General features: G+C 72.2%; 14 protein-coding genes. 10 read left to right on the top strand and 4 right to left on the bottom strand.

What is annotated here, in order from left to right:
• Positions 1-21 precede the first annotated feature (21 nt).
• Complete coding sequence (gene mnmA / locus AB0J42_RS02410) at positions 22-1,080, top strand: tRNA 2-thiouridine(34) synthase MnmA (RefSeq protein WP_364287686.1); 1,059 nt, start codon at positions 22-24, stop codon at positions 1,078-1,080.
• Positions 1,081-1,163: 83 nt separating this feature from the next.
• Here mnmA and AB0J42_RS02405 read toward each other — a convergent pair whose 3' ends face one another.
• The gene (locus AB0J42_RS02405) at positions 1,164-1,793 is read right to left on the bottom strand and encodes an MBL fold metallo-hydrolase (RefSeq protein WP_364287683.1); all 630 of its coding nucleotides are present in this window, start codon (positions 1,791-1,793) and stop codon (positions 1,164-1,166) included.
• A 99-nt stretch (positions 1,794-1,892) separates the two neighbouring features.
• Here AB0J42_RS02405 and AB0J42_RS02400 point away from each other — a divergent pair, with 99 nt between their 5' ends.
• The 7 genes from AB0J42_RS02400 to AB0J42_RS02370 all read left to right on the top strand — a co-directional run bounded on the left by AB0J42_RS02400 (position 1,893) and on the right by AB0J42_RS02370 (position 12,316).
• Entirely contained in the window at positions 1,893-2,882 is a 990-nt protein-coding gene (locus tag AB0J42_RS02400; protein ID WP_364287680.1) for a methionine synthase, read from the top strand.
• A gap of 71 nt (positions 2,883-2,953) precedes the next feature.
• Positions 2,954-5,131, top strand: a complete 2,178-nt coding sequence (gene ligA, locus AB0J42_RS02395) for an NAD-dependent DNA ligase LigA (RefSeq protein WP_364287677.1) — start codon at positions 2,954-2,956, stop codon at positions 5,129-5,131.
• Positions 5,132-5,289: 158 nt separating this feature from the next.
• Complete coding sequence (locus tag AB0J42_RS02390) at positions 5,290-7,362, top strand: EAL domain-containing protein (RefSeq protein WP_364287674.1); 2,073 nt, start codon at positions 5,290-5,292, stop codon at positions 7,360-7,362.
• 102 nt (positions 7,363-7,464) lie between these two features.
• A complete protein-coding gene (gene gatC / locus AB0J42_RS02385) occupies positions 7,465-7,764 on the top strand; it encodes an Asp-tRNA(Asn)/Glu-tRNA(Gln) amidotransferase subunit GatC (RefSeq protein ID WP_364287671.1) in 300 nt (99 codons plus the stop codon).
• Entirely contained in the window at positions 7,761-9,254 is a 1,494-nt protein-coding gene (gene gatA / locus AB0J42_RS02380; RefSeq protein ID WP_364287668.1) for an Asp-tRNA(Asn)/Glu-tRNA(Gln) amidotransferase subunit GatA, read from the top strand. The genes gatC and gatA overlap by 4 nt, the downstream gene beginning before the upstream one ends.
• 38 nt (positions 9,255-9,292) lie before the next feature.
• Positions 9,293-10,798, top strand: a complete 1,506-nt coding sequence (gene gatB / locus AB0J42_RS02375) for an Asp-tRNA(Asn)/Glu-tRNA(Gln) amidotransferase subunit GatB (protein WP_364287665.1) — start codon at positions 9,293-9,295, stop codon at positions 10,796-10,798.
• Positions 10,799-10,978: 180 nt separating this feature from the next.
• A complete protein-coding gene (locus AB0J42_RS02370) occupies positions 10,979-12,316 on the top strand; it encodes an MFS transporter (protein WP_364287662.1) in 1,338 nt (445 codons plus the stop codon).
• Positions 12,317-12,458: 142 nt separating this feature from the next.
• Here the strand turns inward: AB0J42_RS02370 and AB0J42_RS02365 are convergent, their stop codons facing one another.
• From AB0J42_RS02365 to AB0J42_RS02355, 3 genes are read right to left on the bottom strand one after another with little or no spacing between them, the layout of a single operon-like run.
• Positions 12,459-13,979 carry a tripartite tricarboxylate transporter permease gene (locus AB0J42_RS02365; RefSeq protein WP_364287659.1) on the bottom strand — a complete coding sequence of 507 codons (1,521 nt, stop codon included), beginning with the start codon at positions 13,977-13,979 and terminating at the stop codon, positions 12,459-12,461.
• Positions 13,980-14,489, bottom strand: coding sequence for a tripartite tricarboxylate transporter TctB family protein (locus AB0J42_RS02360; RefSeq protein WP_364287656.1), 510 nt, complete (start codon positions 14,487-14,489; stop codon positions 13,980-13,982).
• Positions 14,489-15,457 carry a tripartite tricarboxylate transporter substrate-binding protein gene (locus AB0J42_RS02355; protein ID WP_364287653.1) on the bottom strand — a complete coding sequence of 323 codons (969 nt, stop codon included), beginning with the start codon at positions 15,455-15,457 and terminating at the stop codon, positions 14,489-14,491. Before AB0J42_RS02355 ends, AB0J42_RS02360 begins: the two co-directional genes overlap by 1 nt.
• Before the next feature lie 135 nt (positions 15,458-15,592).
• Here AB0J42_RS02355 and AB0J42_RS02350 point away from each other — a divergent pair, with 135 nt between their 5' ends.
• Entirely contained in the window at positions 15,593-17,149 is a 1,557-nt protein-coding gene (locus AB0J42_RS02350; protein ID WP_364287650.1) for a sensor histidine kinase, read from the top strand.
• Positions 17,146-17,808, top strand: coding sequence for a response regulator (locus AB0J42_RS02345; protein ID WP_364287647.1), 663 nt, complete (start codon positions 17,146-17,148; stop codon positions 17,806-17,808). The genes AB0J42_RS02350 and AB0J42_RS02345 overlap by 4 nt, the downstream gene beginning before the upstream one ends.
• Positions 17,809-17,884 lie beyond the last annotated feature (76 nt).

Below are 17,884 nucleotides of genomic sequence, written 5' to 3'. Positions count from 1 at the left end.
GGACAGTACCCTGGAACGGTCATGGGACTGCGTGTGCTTGCCGCCATGTCGGGCGGCGTCGACTCCGCCGTGGCCGCCGCCCGGATCGCCGAGGCCGGTCACGACGTCACTGGTGTCCATCTGGCCCTGTCCGCGAACCCCCAATCCCACCGCACCGGGGCCAGGGGCTGCTGCACGATCGAGGACTCGCGCGACGCCAGGCGGGCGGCCGACGTCATCGGCATCCCGTTCTACATCTGGGACATGGCCGAACGTTTCCAGCGCGACGTGGTCGAGGACTTCGTGGCCGAGTACGCGGCCGGCCGCACGCCCAACCCGTGCCTGCGGTGCAACGAGAAGATCAAGTTCGCCGCGGTGCTCGACCGGGCGCTGGCGCTCGGCTTCGACGCGGTCGCGACCGGCCACCACGCCCGGCTGGTCGACGGGGTGCTGTCCAGGAGCGTCGACCCGGCCAAGGACCAGTCGTACGTGCTCGGGGTCCTCACCCGCGAGCAGCTGGCTCACGCGATCTTCCCGCTGGGCGACTCCACCAAGGCCGAGGTGCGCGAGGAGGCCGCCAGGCGCGGGCTGACTGTCGCCGACAAGCCCGACAGCCACGACGTCTGCTTCATCGCCGACGGCGACACCCGCGGCTTCCTGGCCAAGCGGCTGGGCGCGGCGGAGGGGCCGATCGTGGACGAGTCCGGCGAGGTGGTCGGCAGCCACCAGGGCGCCCACGGGTTCACCGTCGGCCAGCGCAAGGGCCTGCGCATCGACCGGCCCGCGCCCGACGGCAGGCCGCGCTACGTGCTGTCGATCGAGCCGGTGTCCAACACGGTCACGGTCGGGCCGCGCTCGGCGCTGCAGGTCACCCGCATCTCCTGCGTGCGCCCGGTGTGGAACGGCCCCGGCGTCCGCGACGACCTCACCGTGCAGCTGCGCGCGCACGGCGAGGTGTACGGGTGCTCTTTCGAGGAGCGCGACGGCGGCCTGGTCATCGAGCTCGACCGGCCCGCCACCGGCGTCGCGGCCGGTCAGGCGGCGGTGCTCTACTCGGGGCGGACGGTCATCGGGTCGGCCACGATCGAGTCGGCCGCGTGAGGGCCCGGAGCTCGATCGAGCCGCCCACGATCGAGTCGGCCGCGTAAGGGCCCGGAGCCCGATCGAGCCGGCCGCGTGACGGCCTAGAGGTCGATCGACTCGCCCACGGGCAGCCGCCGCATGTCGGCCTTCTGCGCCTCCGACTCCATCCGCAGCCAGTTGTCCACCAGGCCGAGCCCGATGTCGTTGAGCAGCCCGTCGTGGGTCGACAGCGCCCGCGCCGGCCGGATCGTACGCAGATACTCGACCATCTCCACGAGTTTCAGCCACGGCGCGTTGGTCGGCACCAGCAGGGTCTCCACCTCGACGCCGGGCACCGTGAGCGCGTCCCCGGGGTAGAACAGCCCGCCGTCGAGCAGGAAGCCGACGTTCTGCACGATGGGCAGGTCGGGGTGGTTCTTCAGGTGCCACTCGCCGAACACGTCCACCCGGAACCCAGCCGCCTCGAAGTCGTCGCCGTGCCGTACCACGCTGACCTTCAGCGGCAGGTGGGCCAGCTCGGCGGCGACGGCCTCGCACGTCCACACCTCCAGGTCGGGGGAGGCGGCGGCGAGCCGGTCGACGTCCAGGTGGTCGGGGTGCTGGTGGGTGATGAGCACCGCGTCGGCGCCGTCGAGCACCGGGTCACGGGTGAACGTGCCGGGGTCGACGACGAGGACCTTCCCGTCCTTCTCCAGCCGTACGCAGGCGTGCCCGTACTTCGTGAGCTTCATCCGTCACCTCCGAGGAGCCCCCGCCTCCGGACGGGGGAGGAACCGGACCCCTGCCCCAGCCGGACGGGGGCAGGCGTGGCACACCCTACGCTGGTGCCCATGCTGACGTGGGGAGCCACCGGGGTCGGGTCGCATCCCGGCGACGATCATCTTGAGGCGCTGCGGGTCGTGTTCGGGGAGGTGCCGGGGCTGCCGTACCTGCCGGAGCTGCCGGCGCGCGGGGTCGGCGCCGACCTGGTGGGGCGGACGGCCGGGCTCCTGGTCGACCTGCCGGTGGAGGTGCGGCCGTCGGGCTGGCGGCTGGTCGGGCGGCCGGGCCGCGACCACCAGCGCGCGGTCGACCACCTGCGGCGCGACCTCGACGGGCTGGAGGAGATCGCCCACGGCTACGAGGGGCCGCTGAAGGTGCAGGTCTGCGGGCCGTGGACGCTGGCGGGCGCGATCGAGCTGCGCCACGGCGACAAGGTGCTGTCCGACGCGGGCGCGGTGCGCGACCTGGCCGCCTCGCTGGCGCAGGGCGTCGCCGACCACTGCGCCGAGGTGCGGCGGCGGCTGCCCGGCGTCACCGACCTGGTGCTCCAGCTCGACGAGCCGGGGCTGCCCGGGGTGCTGGCGGGCACGGTCCCGACCGCGTCCGGGTTCGGGCGGCTGCCAGCCGTGGAGGAGTGGCCGGTGGAGGAGTCGCTGCTGGCCTTCCCCGGCGCGGTGGTCCACTGCTGTGCCCGTTCCGTCCCGTACGCGCTGCTGCGCAGGGCGGGCGTGCGGGCCGTGTCGGTGGACGCGGCGCTGATCGCGCGGCGGGACGAGGAGGAGATCGGCGAGCTGGCCGAGGCAGGCGTCGGGCTGCTGCTGGGGGTGGTGCCCGCGACCGACGCGCGGCTGGGCGCGTCGTCGGCGGTCGCCGCGCCCGCTCTGGAGCTGTGGAAGCGGCTCGGGTTCGGGCCGGAGGAGCTGTCCGGCAAGGTCGTGCTCACGCCCGCCTGCGGTCTGGCCGGGGCCTCGCCCGCCTACGCCAGGGCGGCGCTGGCCGCCTGCCGGAAGGCCGCTCAGGTCGTCGCGGACGATCCCGCGCGCGACCTGCAGAATTGACGGTGCCGCGCGATACCGTTCCGCGAGGGCTGGTAGCGACGGCCCGGGGTTCGCAACGGGAAGGAGACGCCGTGACCGAGCAGGGGGACGTGCCGGCGCGTCAGCGGCATGCAGAGCTGAGCGAGCTGGTCGAGGAGGCGCGTTACCGCTACTACGTCGAAGACGCGCCGACGGTCAGCGACGCGCAGTTCGACGCCTGGTTCCAGGAGCTGCTGGAGCTGGAGAAGGCCCATCCTGAGCTGCAGACGCCCGACTCGCCGACGCAGAAGGTCGGCGCGCCGGTCTCGGGCGAGTTCGCCAAGGTGAGCCACCTGGCCCGGATGGAGAGCCTCGACAACGTCTTCGACGCCGAGGGCCTGACGAGCTGGCTGACCAGGGCGGAGCGGCTGGCCGAAGGCGACCCGGGCCCGTACCTCTGCGAGCTGAAGATCGACGGGCTGGCCATCGCGCTGGTCTACCGCGACGGCAGGCTGGAGCGCGCCGCCACCCGCGGCGACGGCCGCATCGGCGACGACGTCACCGCCAACGTCCGCACGATCCGCGACATCCCGCACCGGCTCACCGGCGACGACGTGCCCAGCCTGGTCGAGGTGCGCGGCGAGGTCTACATCCCGGTCGACGACTTCAAGCGGCTCAACGAGCAGCTGGTCGAGGAGGGCAAGCCGCCGTTCGCCAACCCGCGCAACTCCGCCGCGGGCACGCTCCGGCAGAAGGACCCGCGCGTGACCGCCAGCCGGCCGCTCCACATGCTGGTGCACGGCGTGGGCGTCTGGGAGGGGGCGGCCGAGCCGACGTCGCAGTCGGAGGTGTACGAGCGGCTGCGCGGTTTCGGGCTGCCCGTGAGCGACCTCTACAAGGTGGTCGGCGGCCTCGACGAGATCAACGCGTACATCGAGTACTACCGCGAGCACCGTCACGACCCCGCCTACGAGATCGACGGCGTGGTCGTGAAGGTCGACCGGTTCCGCATCCAGCGCGAGCTGGGCTCGACCTCGCGGGCGCCGCGCTGGGCGATCGCCTACAAGTACCCGCCCCAGGAGGTCAACACCAAGCTGCTCGACATCCAGGTCGGCGTGGGCCGCACCGGCCGGGTGACGCCGTTCGGCGTGATGGAGCCGGTCGTGGTGTCGGGCTCGACGGTGACGCGGGCCACCCTCCACAACGCCGCGATCGTGGAGAAGAAGGGCGTGCTCATCGGCGACACGGTGATCCTGCGCAAGGCCGGTGACGTCATCCCCGAGATCATCGGCCCGGTGATCGCGCTGCGCGACGGCACCGAGCGGGCCTTCACCATGCCCACCCACTGCCCGGAGTGCGGCACCGAGCTGGCCTACGAGCAGGAGGGCGACGCCGACCTGCGCTGCCCGAACGCGCGCGGCTGCCCCGCGCAGATCCGCGAGCGCCTCTACTTCGCCGCCCACCGCAACGCGCTCGACATCCGGGGCTTGGGCTACGTCGCCGCGACCGCGCTCACCCAGCCGGTGCCGCCGCAGGAGCCGGCGGTGCGCACCGAGGCCGACCTGTTCGACCTCACCCTCGACAAGCTGGTGCCGATCAGGTCCGTCGTCCGCGACCAGGACTCGGGGCTGCCCAAGATCGACCCCAAGACCGGCGAGGAGAAGGTCGTCTCGCTCTTCTCCAACCAGGACGGCAACCCCAGCCAGGCGGCCCACCAGCTCATCGCCGAGCTCGACCGGGTCAAGCGGGAGGCGCCGCTCTGGCGGGTGCTGGTCGCGCTCTCCATCCGCCACGTCGGCCCGCCCACCGCGCAGAAGCTGGCCGCCGAGATGCGGTCCATCGACGCGATCATGAACGCGACCGAGGAGGAGCTGGCCGCGGTCGAGGACATCGGCCCCCGGATGGCGGCCACCATCAAGGAGTGGTTCCAGGTCGACTGGCACCGCGAGATCGTCGAGCGGTGGCGGCGCGCGGGCGTCCGCATGGAGGAGGAGGCGCCGGCCGAGTCGGCGCTGCCCCAGACGCTGGAGGGGCTGACGTTCGTGGTCACCGGCACGCTCCCCGACCACACCCGCGAGGAGGCGGGCGCCGAGCTGACCGCCAGGGGCGGCAAGGTGACCGGCTCGGTGTCGAAGAAGACCTCGTTCCTCATCGCGGGTGAGAACGCCGGGTCGAAGTACGACAAGGCCGTGAGCCTCAAGATCCCGATCCTGACCGCCGAGGGCTTCGCGGTCCTGCTCGAACGCGGGCCGGAGGCGGCGGCGGAGCTGGCCGTCACGCCCGAAGAGTAATCCTTGGGAAGTTTCTGCGGATACACGGCGTTGACCAGGTAACTACAGAGGGTGCGTGCGCGGCCGGGAGGAGATGTGACGGAACGTACGCACTTGGCTTCGAGAAGTGGGTTATGGTCGTACCCTCCCATAGTGACCTCATGGGGGTTCCGTTAACGATGACTGACCCGACCGACACTCGCGACACCGGGCCACGCGCCGGGACGCCCCTGTGGGCCTTCCTCGCGGGCGTCACTCTGATCGGCTTCACCGCGCTCGTCGTCGCCGTGCTGCGGCTGGACCCCGGCCCGCTGACCGAACTCGTCCGCACCCCGCTGTTCTGGGTGCTCGCCGTGCTGGTCGTGCTGGGCGAGCTGCGGCCGGTCATGGTGTCCTCGGCGACGGCGGTGGGCGGCACGTACCCCTCGGCCATGTTCACCTTCGCCGCGCTGCTCCACTTCGGGCTGCCCGTGGCCGTGCTCATGCAGGCCGCGGCCGTCGCCGTCAACGGCATCGCCACCCGCAAGGCCTGGCACCGGGTGATGTTCAACATCGCCCAGTCGGCGCTCGCGCTCACCGCCGCCGCCGTCGTGATCGGCGCGTTCGGCCACGCGCCCAGCCCCGCCGCGCCGTGGGTGCCGGACGGGTCCGACCTGCTCGCCATCGGGCTGTCCGGGCTCGCCTACTTCACCACCAGGGCCGTCCTCGTCTGCGGCGCCGTCGCCCTGCACGAGCGCCGCTCGATCCTGCGCGTGCTGCGCGCCTCGGTCGGGCCGCAGGCCCTGGTGTACGCCGGGCTGCTCGGGCTGGCGCCCCTGGTCGTCGTCGTGATGAACCACTCGCCCGGGCTGGTGCCGCTCTTCGTGGCGCCGCTCGCGGCCGTCTACTTCACCGCCACGCTCTCCATGCGCCGCGACCACCAGGCGCTCCACGACGAGCTGACCGGGCTGCCCAACCGCAAGCTCCTCGTCGTCAGCACCGAGGAGGCGCTGGCCGAGGCCCGCCACGACGAGCGGGTCGGCCTGCTCCTGCTCGACCTCGACCGGTTCAAAGAGGTCAACGACACCATGGGCCACCCGGTCGGCGACCGGCTGCTGCAGCTCGTCGCCCACCGGCTCACCCACTCGGTGCGGCCCGGCGACGTGGTGGCGCGGCTCGGCGGCGACGAGTTCGCCGTGCTGCTGCCGTCCATCAGGGACGCGCACGCCGCCCGCGAGGTGGCCGCCCGGCTGCGGGCCGCGCTCACCGAGCCGGTCCGGCTCGAAGGCATGTCGTTCGACCTCGACGGCTCCGTCGGCATCGCTCTCTACCCCGACCACGCGCCCGACTTCGAGCTGCTGCTCCAGCGCGCCGACGTGGCGATGTACCTGGCCAAGGAGGGCCGCAGCGGGGTCGAGATCTACCAGCCGGAGAAGGACCGCAACTCGCCCGAACGGCTCAGCCTGCTGGGCGACCTGCGCCGCGCCATCGACGGCGGCGAGCTGTGCCTGCACTACCAGCCCAAGGTCGCCCTGGTCGGCGGGGCCGTCTCCGGGGTCGAGGCGCTGCTGCGCTGGCACCACCCGGTCCACGGGCCCATCGCGCCGTCCGACTTCATCCCGCTGGCCGAGCAGTCCTACCTGATGCGCCAGCTCACCGCCTACGTCATCGACGAGGCCCTGGAGCAGGCCGCCCGCTGGTGGCACACCGGCCTGCGGGTGCAGATCTCGGTCAACATCTCCGCCCGCGACCTGCTCGACTCGGCCCTGCCCGAGCAGCTCGAAGCGGGCCTGACCCGGCTCCGGCTGCCGCCCGCCGCCATCCAACTGGAGGTCACCGAGCGCATCCTGACCGGCGAGCAGGCCTACACCCAGGAGACCATCAAGGCCCTGGCCGTGCTCGGCGTCCCGCTCGCGCTCGACGACTTCGGCACGGGCTACTCGTCGCTCATCCGGCTGCAGCGGCTGGCGATCTCCGAGGTGAAGATCGACTCGTCCTTCGTGAGCCGGATGGCCGAGTCCGCCGACGACGAGCGGATCGTCCGCTCCATCGTCGACCTGGTCCGCTCGCTGGGCCTGCGGTCGGTGGCGGAGGGCGTCGAGTCCGAGGCGGCGGCGCTGCGGCTCGCCGAGATCGGGTGCGATCTGGGGCAGGGATGGCTGTTCTGCGAGCCGATGCCGGCCGCCGACGCCACCGCCTGGCTGAGAGAGCGTTTCTCGGCCGTACAGGAGCTCGGGTACGGTCTGCAGCCCGAGGTGACGCAGCGCGCCTGAGACCGCGAATGTGTCCAGGGTGTTAACGGTTCTGAGGCCGTCCGTCAAGGCCCCTAGGATGTGAGTGTCCAAACTCCATCCACGAAACGGGTTCAACGACTCATGTCCGCCATAACCCGCGACGAGGTCGCGCATCTGGCCCGGTTGTCCAGGCTGGCGCTCACCGACGAAGAGCTCGACCACTACGCCACGCAGCTCGGTGACATCATCGAGTCGGTCGCGAAGGTGGCCGAGGTCGCCGCCGAGGACGTGCCGCCATCGTCGCACGCTCTGCCTCTGACCAATGTCTTCCGTCCCGACGAGGTGCGACAGTCTCTGACGCCCGAGCAGGCGCTTTCCGGGGCGCCCGCCGTCGAGGACGACCGCTTCCGGGTGCCGCGCATCCTCGGGGAGGAGGAATGAGCCTGATCCGCAAGACCGCCGCCGAGCTCGGCGCGATGATCGCCGCCCGTGAGGTGTCCGCCACCGAGGTGGCCGAGGCGCACCTGGACCGGATGGCCGAGGTAGAGCCCCAGGTCCAGGCGTTCCTGCACGTCGACCGCGAGACCACGCTGGAGCAGGCGGCCGCCGTCGACGCCCGGCTGCGCGCTGGCGAGCAGCTCGGGCCGCTGGCCGGGGTGCCCGTCGCGCACAAGGACCTCTTCACCACCCGCGACATGCCGACCACGGCCGCGTCCAAGATGCTCGAAGGCTGGCGCCCGCCCTACGACGCGACCGTCACCCGGCGGCTGCGCGAGGCCGGGCTGGTCATCCTGGGCAAGACCAACATGGACGAGTTCGCGATGGGCTCCTCCACGGAGAACTCGGCCTACCACGTCACCCGCAACCCGTGGGACCTGACCCGGGTGCCCGGCGGCTCGTCGGGCGGCTCCAGCGCCTCCGTGGCCGCCTACGAGGCGCCGCTGGCGACCGGCACCGACACCGGCGGCTCGATCCGCCAGCCCGCCGCTGTCACCGGCATCGTCGGCGTGAAGCCCACCTACGGCGGCTCGTCCCGCTACGGCGTGATCGCGTTCGCCAGCTCGCTCGACACGCCGGGCCCGTTCGCCCGCAACGTGCTCGACGCCGCACTGCTCCACGAGGCGTTCTCCGGCCACGACCCGATGGACTCGACGTCGATCGACGCCCCGGTGCCGTCCGTCGTCGAGGCCGCCCGCAACGGCGACGTCGCGGGCATGCGGATCGGCGTCATCAAGGAGTTCTCCGCCGGCGAGGGCGCCCAGCCCGGCGTGCTGGCCCGGTTCAACGAGACCGTCCAGCTGCTGGAGTCGCTCGGCGCCAAGGTCGTCGAGGTGTCGTGCCCGTCGTTCGAGACCGCCCTGCCGGCCTACTACCTGATCGCGCCGTCGGAGTGCTCCTCCAACCTGGCCCGCTTCGACGCCATGCGCTACGGCCTGCGTGTCGGCGACGACGGCACCCGCAGCGCCGAGGAGGTCATGGCGCTGACCCGGGCCGCCGGGTTCGGGCCGGAGGTCAAGCGGCGCATCATGCTCGGCACGTACGCGCTGTCCAGCGGCTACTACGACGCCTACTACGGGCAGGCGCAGAAGGTCCGCACGGTGATCGCCCGCGAGTTCGAGGCCGCCTTCCACCAGGTCGACGTGCTCGTCTCGCCGACGACGCCGACGACGGCGTTCCCGATCGGCGAGCGCGTCGACGACCCGATGGCGATGTACCTCGCCGACCTCTACACGGTCCCGGCCAACATGACGGGCAACGCGGCCATCTCGGTGCCGTGCGGCCTGGCCGACGAGGACGGCATGCCGGTCGGCCTGCAGATCATGGCCCCGGTCCTGGGCGACGACCGCTGCTACCGGGTCGGCGCCGCCGTGGAGCGGGCGCTGGAGAGCCGCTGGGGCGGCAGCCTGCTGGCCAAGGCCCCGGCGCTCTAGGAGCTGGTTCGAATGCGATCTGAACTGAGGACCTCATCATGACTGTCGAGACGGCCATGCCGTACGACGAGGCGATCGAGCGCTTCGAGCCGGTGCTCGGGCTTGAGACCCACGTCGAGCTGGGCACCGAGTCGAAGATGTTCTGCGGCTGCAAGACCACGTTCGGGGCGCCGCCCAACTCGCAGGTCTGCCCGACCTGCCTGGCGCTGCCGGGGTCGCTGCCCGTGGCCAACGCCAAGGCGATCGAGTCGACGATCAGGATCGGCCTGGCGCTGAACTGCTCCATCGCCGAATGGTGCCGCTTCGCCCGGAAGAACTACTTCTATCCGGACATGCCGAAGAACTACCAGATCTCCCAGTACGACGAGCCGCTCTGCTTCGACGGCTACCTCGACCTGGAGATCGACGGCGAGACCGTGCGCATCGAGATCGAGCGCGTCCACCTGGAGGAGGACACCGGCAAGTCCACCCACATGGGCGGCTCCGCCGGCCGCATCCACGGCGCCGACTACTCGATCGTCGACTACAACCGGGCCGGCATCCCGCTGGTCGAGATCGTCACCAAGCCGATCCCCGGCACCGGGAAGCTCGCGCCCGAGGTGGCCAAGGCCTACGTCACCGAACTGCGCGAGATCATGCGCACGCTGGGCGTCTCCGACGTGCGCATGGAAGAGGGCTCGCTGCGCTGCGACGTCAACGTCTCGCTCATGCCCCGCGGCGGCTCCGAGTGGGGCACCCGCACCGAGACCAAGAACGTCAACTCGCTGCGCAGCGTCGAGCGCGCGGTGCGCGGCGAGATCGAACGGCAGGCCGCGATCCTCGCCGCCGGCGGCCGGATCGTCCAGGAGACCCGCCACTTCCACGAGGACACCGGCACCACCACGTCCGGCAGGTCCAAGGAGGAGGCGCAGGACTACCGCTACTTCCCCGAGCCCGACCTGGTGCCGATAGCGCCGGACCCGGCCTGGGTGGAGGAGCTGAAGGCCACGCTGCCCGAGCTGCCGTCGGTCAAGCGCAAGCGCCTGCAGGCCGAGTGGGGGCTGTCCGACCTCGACATGCAGGCCATGCACAACGCCGACGCCATCGACCTGGTGGAGGCCACGGTCACCGCGGGCGCGCCCCCGGCCGACGCGCGCAAGTGGTGGATGGGCGAGCTGGCCCGCCGCGCCAACGAGTCCGGCCGGGCGCTGGCCGACCTGCCGATCACGCCGCGCCAGGTGGCCCGGGTGACCGAGCTGGTCGCCTCCGGCGAGCTCAACGACAAGCTGGCCCGCGAGGTGCTGGAAGGCGTGCTCGCCGGCGAGGGCACGCCGGACGAGGTCGTCGACAAGCGCGGCCTGAAGATCGTCAGCGACGACGGCGAGCTGGCGGCGATGATCGACGAGGTGCTGGCGAAGAACGCCGACGCCGCCGACAAGGTGCGCTCCGGCAAGATCGCCGCGGTCGGCGCGCTGGTCGGCGGGGTGATGAAGGCCAGCCGCGGCAAGGCCGACGCCGCCCGCGCCCGCCAGCTCATCCTGGAGAAGCTGGGCGTCTCCGAGTAACTGGAGACTCCGGGTAGCTGGAGAAGCCGGGCGTCTCCGAGTAGTTGGAGATGCCGGGCGTTTCCGAGTAGGTTCTCGGCCCCGCCCCCGCCCGGGGGCGGGGCCTAGGACGATCTGCGCACCCCGTCCTAGGACCGTGGCCGGAGGTCACGGGGGCGGGGCGCGTCTAGCCTCGGCGCTGTGAAGAAGACTTCTGCACTGACGACCGGCCTCGTGGCGATGGTCGCGCTCGTGGCCTTCGAGTACGTGGCGGTCGCGGTCGCCATGCCCGTGGTCGCCGCCGAGCTGGGCGGCAAGGAGCTGTACGGGCTGGCGTTCAGCAGCGCGCTGGCCGCCGGGGTGGTCGGCACGGTGCTCGGCGGCCGGTGGGCCGACCTGCGCGGGCCGCTCGCGCCGCTGTGGACGGGCGCGGCCGCGTTCATCGCCGGATTGGTGATGGCGGGCCTGGCGCAGGCCATGGAGGTGCTGATCGCCGGGCGGCTGATCCAGGGCTTCGGCGGCGCGCTGGTGAACGTGGCGCTGTACGTGGTGGTGGCCCGGGTCTATCCCGAGGAACAGCATCCCCGGGTGTTCTCGCTGTTCGCGACCGCGTGGGTGGTGCCGTCGATGGCGGGCCCGGGGGTGGTCGGCGCGATCACGGAGACGATCGGCTGGCGCTACGTGTTCCTGCTGGTGCCGTTCCTGACCGTGGCGGCCGGGGCGGTGCTGGCGCGCGGGCTGGCCGGTCAGCCGGTCCAAGGCGGTCAGCGTTCCGACGCGCCCGGGCTGGCGGGCAAGGTCGCGTGGGCGGCGGTGACGGCCGTGGCCGCGGGTCTCATGCAGTACGGGAGCGACGGCCGGTTCCCGCTGCTGGCGATCGGGCTGGTGGTGCTGGCCGTGGCGCTGCCCAGGCTGCTGCCGGCCGGGACGCTGAGGGCGGCCAGGGGGCTGCCGGCCGTGGTCGGCCTGCGCGGGCTGGCCTGCGGGGCGTTCCTCGCGGCCGAGGTGATGGTGCCGCTCATGCTGGTCGAGGAGCGCGGCATGTCGCCGTTCACCGCCGGGCTCGCGATCAGCGGTGGCGCGGTGACCTGGGCGTTCGCCTCCTGGCTGCAGGGGCGTGAGGTGTTCGGCCGGAGTACGAACCTCTGGCTGGGCTCGGTGGCGCTGTCGGCGGGCATCGTGGCAATGGGGGCGCTGACGTTCCCCGCGGTGCCGGTGCTGATGGCCTACCCGGCGTGGGTCGCGGCCGGGTTCGGCATGGGGCTGATCTATCCGACGCTGTCGGTGCTCACGCTGGAGCTGTCGGCGCCCGGCGAGACGGGCGAGAACAGCGGGGCGCTGCAGCTGGGCGAGTCGGTGTTCTCGGTGGTGGCCGTCGCCGTCACCGCCGCGCTGTTCAACGCGGCGGGCTCGGCCTATTGGACGGTGTTCGCCACCGCCCTGGCCCTGTCGACGGCGGGGCTCCTGCTGGTGCCCCGCACCGGCCGCGCCCCCGTCCCGGCCGGGACCGAGGTGCGCGAGGCCGCCCCGACGGCATGAATCCGACGGCATAAAAAGTTCTCCGTACGAGCGGCGGCCACGTACGGAGCGGTTTTGAGGAGTTCTCCGTACGAGCGGCCACGTACGGAACGGTTTTGAGGAGGGGAGGGGAGGCGCGGCCCCCGTGGCCGCGCCTCCCCGCTCAGTCCTCCTGCGAGACCGGCAGCGGCGTCATCCGCCGCCGGGCCATGAAGTGCCGCAGCAGCGGCGTCAGCAGGGCCAGCAGCGACAGCAGGAGCAGCGCCACCGCGACCGGGCTGCGCACCAGCACGGTCACGTCCCCGGCGCCGATCGCCAGCGCCCGGCGGAGCTGGATCTCCGCCATCGGCCCGAGGATCATGCCGATCACCGCGGGGGCGACCGGCAGCCCGAACCGCCGCATGGCGAACCCCAGCAGCCCGAGAATGAACAGCACCACGAGGTCCACCGCGCTGGCGTTCAGCGCGTAGGTGCCGAGCGCGGCGAAGGTGATGATCCCGCTGTAGAGGTACGGGCGAGGGATCCGCAGCAGCTTGGCCCAGATCGGCGCCAGCGGCAGGTTGAGCACGAGCAGCATCGTGTTGCCGATGAACAGCGACGCGATCAGGGCCCACACCAGCGCCGGGTTGTGGTCGAACAGCTGCGGGCCGGGCTGCAGCCCGTACTGCTGGAAGGCCGCCAGCATGATCGCCGCCGTGGCCGAGGTGGGCAGCCCCAGCGTGAGCAGCGGCACGAGCGTGCCCGCCGCCGAGGCGTTGTTGGCCGCCTCCGGCCCGGCCACGCCCTCGATCGCGCCCTTGCCGTACTCCTCCTTGGCCACGCCGCGGGCCAGCTTCCGTTCCGCCGCGTACGACAGGAACGTGGGGATCTCGGCCCCGCCGCCCGGCAGCGCGCCGAACGGGAAGCCCAGCGCGGTGCCGCGCAGCCACGGCCGCCACGACCGGGACCAGTCGGAGCGGCCCATCCAGGCCCGCCCGACTGGCACCACGTCCGGCGGCGCGTGCCGCAGCCGCGAGGCCACGTACAGCGCCTCGCCCAGCGCGAACAGCCCGACGGCGACGATCACCACGTCGATGCCGTCGAGGAGCTGCGGGATGCCGAGCGTGAGCCGCGCCTGCCCGGTCTGCTGGTCGATGCCGATCAGCCCGACCACCAGGCCGAGCCCGAGCGAGGCCAGCCCGCGCACCACCGACCGGGACAGCACCGACGACACCGCGGTGAAGGCCAGGATGGCCAGCGCGAAGTAGTCCTCCGGGCCGAACGAGATCGCGAAGCTCACCACGGCCGGCGCGGCGACCACGAGCAGCGCGGTGGCGATCGTGCCCGCGATGAACGAGCCGATGGCCGCGGTGGCCAGCGCCTGGGAGGCCCGGCCGCGCTTGGCCATCTTGTTGCCCTCCAGCGCGGTGATCATGGAGGACGACTCGCCGGGCGTGTTGAGCAGGATGGACGTGGTCGAGCCGCCGTACATGCCGCCGTAGTAGATCCCGGCGAACATGATGAACGCGCTGGCCGGCGGCACCGTGAAGGTGATCGGGAGCAGCAGCGCCACCGTCATCGCGGGCCCGATGCCGGGCAGCACGCCGACCAGGGTGCCGAGTGTGACGCCGACGAGCGCGTACAGCAGGTTGACAGGAGTCATCGCGGCGGCGAACCCGTCGAGCAGCAGCCCCAGCGACTCCACTCAGATCACCCCCGCCAGCGGCCCGGCGGGCAGCCTGACGCCCAGCCCCTGGACGAACAGCAGGTACGTGCTGACCGCGACCACCACGGCGATCACGGCCGCGCGGACCTTCTGCCGGGCGCCGAGCGCCACCGACAGCCCGAAGAACAGCAGGCTCGCCGCGATGACCCAGCCGAGCGGGTCCAGCAGCGCGGTGAAGGCGAGGAAGATGCCGCTCACCAGGCCGACGGAGCGCCAGTCGGCGGGCGCGTCGGCGTCCACGTCCTCGCTCTCCTCGGGGTCGGCCCGCCCGCCGCGCAGCACGTCGGCCACGTAGAACAGGCCGATCAGGATCATCGCGCCGCCGACCAGCATGGGGAAGAACCGCGGCCCCAGCCCGAGCTGGGAGGCCGCGGCCGACACGTCGAGCGTCCCCACGACGACGAACCCGCCGAGGCCGAGCACCACCAGCGCCAGCCCCAGTTCGGGCCGCCACCGGGGGCGCTTCTTCGCCTCCTGGGAAGAGGACATCAGGACACGAGCCCCATCTCGGCGATGATGCCCTTGACCCGGGTCTCCTCGGAGCGCAGGTAGTCGGTGAACTCCTGGCCGGTCATGAACGCGTCGATCCAGCCGTTCTTGGCCACCGCGTCCTTCCAGGTCTGCGAGTCGTGCATCTTGGTCACCAGGTCGGTGAGTGCCGTGACGTCCTCGTCGGACAGGCCGGCGGGGGCCACGAAGCCGCGCCAGTTGGCCAGCTCCACGTCCAGGCCGCCCTCCTTGAGGGTGGGCGCGTCCACGTCGGGCAGCCGCTCGCCGGAGGTGACGCCGAGCGCGCGCAGCTTGCCGGACTTGATGTGCTCGGCGAACTCGCTGACGCCCGAGACGCCGATCGTGACCTTGTTGCCGAGCAGCGCGTTGAGCGCCTCGCCGCCGCCGGAGTGCGCGATGTAGTTGACCTGCTTGGGGTCGATTCCCGCGGCCTTTGCCATGAGCCCGGCCACGATGTGGTCGGTGCCGCCGGCCGACCCGCCCGCGACGGACACCTTGGCCGGGTCGGCCTTCCAGGCGTCCACCAGGTCCTGCAGCGACTGGAGCGGGGACTCCGCCGGGACCACGACGATCTCGTACTCCTCGGTCAGCTTGGCGATCGGCGTCGTCTCGGCCAGCGTGACGTCGGACTGGTTCTGCTCGATGGCGCCGACCATGACCAGGCCCATCGTCATCAGCAGGTCGCCGTTGCCCTTCTCGCCGGCGAGCTGGGCCAGCCCGATCGTGCCGCCGGCTCCGGGCACGTTGTAGACCTCGACGCTCCGGCCGGGGTCGACGGACTTCAGCGCCTGCTCGGCGGTGCGTGAGGTCTGGTCCCAGCCGCCTCCGGGCGAGGCGGGGGCCATGATGCGCAGGGTGCTGGTGCCGCCGCCGGCGCCGCCGTTGCCGCAGCCGGTGAGCGCGGCGACGGAGAGCGCCGCGAGCGCGGCGAAGATGCGCAGACGCATGATCACTCCAGGGGGTTCTTTCACGTTCTTGATCCCTGGATCGTGGGGGCCCGGCACCGCCGCGTCGAGACTTTGCAGGTAGCGGTCGTAATGGTCGTATTGGTCGCAACCGGCCTGTGACCTGGTGCTGTTTGCATGAGCCGGGTGAGACTCGGCACCCAGCTGTTCGCGCTCCAGATGGCGATCGTGCTGCTCGCCGTCGGGAGCACCGCCGCCGTGTGGGCGCAGCACACCCGCAACCAGTACGACTCGCGTTACGAGCAGCGGGCGCTGGCCATCGCGCAGTCGGTCGCCGCCCTGCCCCAGGTCCGCGAGGCGTTCAAGCTGCCCCGGCCGGAGAGCGTGCTGCAGCCGCTCGCGCTGAGCGTGCAGGAGACCACCGGCGCCGACTACGTGGTCATCGCCAACGCCGACCAGGTCCGTTACGCCCACCCCAACGCCTCGCTCATCCGTCAGCGGCTGTCCACCGACGGCAGCTACGTGCTGACCACCGGCCACGACTGGGTGGGCACCCAGAAGGGCACGATCGGCACCACCGTCCGCGGCAAGACCCCGGTACGGGACGAGTACGGCGAGGTCATCGGCCTGGTCTCGGTCGGCGTGCTGGAGACCACGGTCATCGGCGAGGTGGCCCAGGCCCTGCCGCCGCTGGTGTGGACCGCGCTGGCGGTGCTCCTCGCCGCGCTGGCCGCGGTCGCCCTGATCACCGCGCGGGTGCGCAGGCAGACCTTCGGGCTGGAGCCGCGCGAGATCGCCGCCCTGCTGGAGCAGCGCGAGGGCGTGCTGCACGGCGTCAAGGAGGGCGTGCTCGCGCTCGACCTCGACGGCCGGGTGACGCTGGTCAACGACGCCGCCCGCGAGCTGCTGGGCGAGGTCGGCGACGACCTGACCCGGATGCCGGTCTCCGACCGCATGCGCGACGTGCTGAGCGGCGCCGACCCCGGCGAGGACCGGGTGGTCCTGCATGGCGACCGGGTGCTGGTGCTCAACCGCACCCCCGTGTCCGTACGAGGGAGACAGAGCGGCTGGGTGATAACCCTGCGCGACCGCACGGAGCTGGTCCGGCTGTCCCGCGAGTTGGAGTCGACCAGCAGCGCCACGGAGGCGCTGCGGGCCCAGGCGCACGAGTTCGCCAACCGTATGCACACCGTGGTCGGGCTGCTGGAGCTGGGCGAGTACGACGCGGCCATCGAGTTCATCACCAGCACGACTCCCGGCCTGCGGGCGGGCGAGCTGCGCGAGCGGGTCAACGACCCGACGCTGGCCGCGCTGCTGCTGGCCAAGTCGGCCGAGGCGGCCGAGCGCGGCGCCCGCCTGGTGCTGTCGGAGGACTCCGCGGTGCCCGAGGGGGCGCTCGGCGACCCGCAGGACGCGGTCCTGGTGGTCGGGAACCTGCTGGCCAACGCCCTGGACGCGCTCGACGGGCGGCCGGGGACGATCGAGGTCTCGCTCGTGGCGGGGGACGACGGCCTGCGCGTGCGGGTGCGCGACTCCGGGCCGGGCATCACGCCCGAACTGGCGGAGGAGGTCTTCCGTGAGGGGTTCACCACCAAGGCCGCCCGCTCGGGGCCGCGCGGGCTGGGGCTGGCGCTCACCCGGCAGGCCTGCCTGCGCCGCGGCGGCTGGGTGAAGGTACGCAACTCCGGCGGTGCGGTGTTCACCGCCCTGCTGCCCGCGGAGGCGAAGACGTGAGCGACATCCGGGTGCTGGTCGTCGACGACGACTTCATGGTGGCCCGCATCCACTCCGGCTACGTGTCCAGGGTGCCGGGTTTCGAGGTGGTGGCGACCGCCCACAGCGGGGCCGCCGCGATCGAGGCCGTGGCCGAGTCCCGGCCGGATCTGGTCCTGCTCGACATCTACCTGCCCGACATGTCGGGCCTGGCGGTGCTCAAGGCGATCAGCGGCGTGGACGTGCTCGTCATCAGCGCCGCCCGCGACGTGCCGACGGTCCGGGAGGCCATGCGCGGCGGGGCGGTCAACTACCTGATCAAGCCGTTCGCCGCCGCCGCGCTCACCGAGCGGCTCCAGCAGTACGCCCGGACCCGCAAGCAGCTCAGCGCCCTCGGGCCGGAGGCCCGCCAGGACGACGTGGACCGGCTCTTCGGCCTCGCCGGCGCCGCTCCGGCGCTGCCCAAGGGCCTGTCGCAGGCGACCTGCGAGCTGGTCGCGCAGACGCTGCGGGAGGCCGGCCGCGACCTGTCGGCCGCGGAGACGGCCTCCCTGGCGGGGCTGTCGCGGGTGAGCGCCCGCCGTTATCTGGAGTACCTGTGCGAAACCGGCCGGGCCGAGCTGAGGCCCCGGTACGGGACGGCGGGAAGGCCCGAACACCGGTACCGCTGGACCGGCTGACACACTTCCGTAGCCTTTTCCCGTGACATATCAGGACCGGCGTGCCTTACTGTTTCCTGAGAAGTGGCTGCGGAGG

This window comes from Nonomuraea sp. NPDC049649 (assembly GCF_040675175.1).
Lineage (GTDB): Bacteria > Actinomycetota > Actinomycetes > Streptosporangiales > Streptosporangiaceae > Nonomuraea.
The sequence above is the reverse complement of the archived record's forward strand: the minus strand, read 5'-3'. Positions and strand labels throughout refer to the sequence as shown.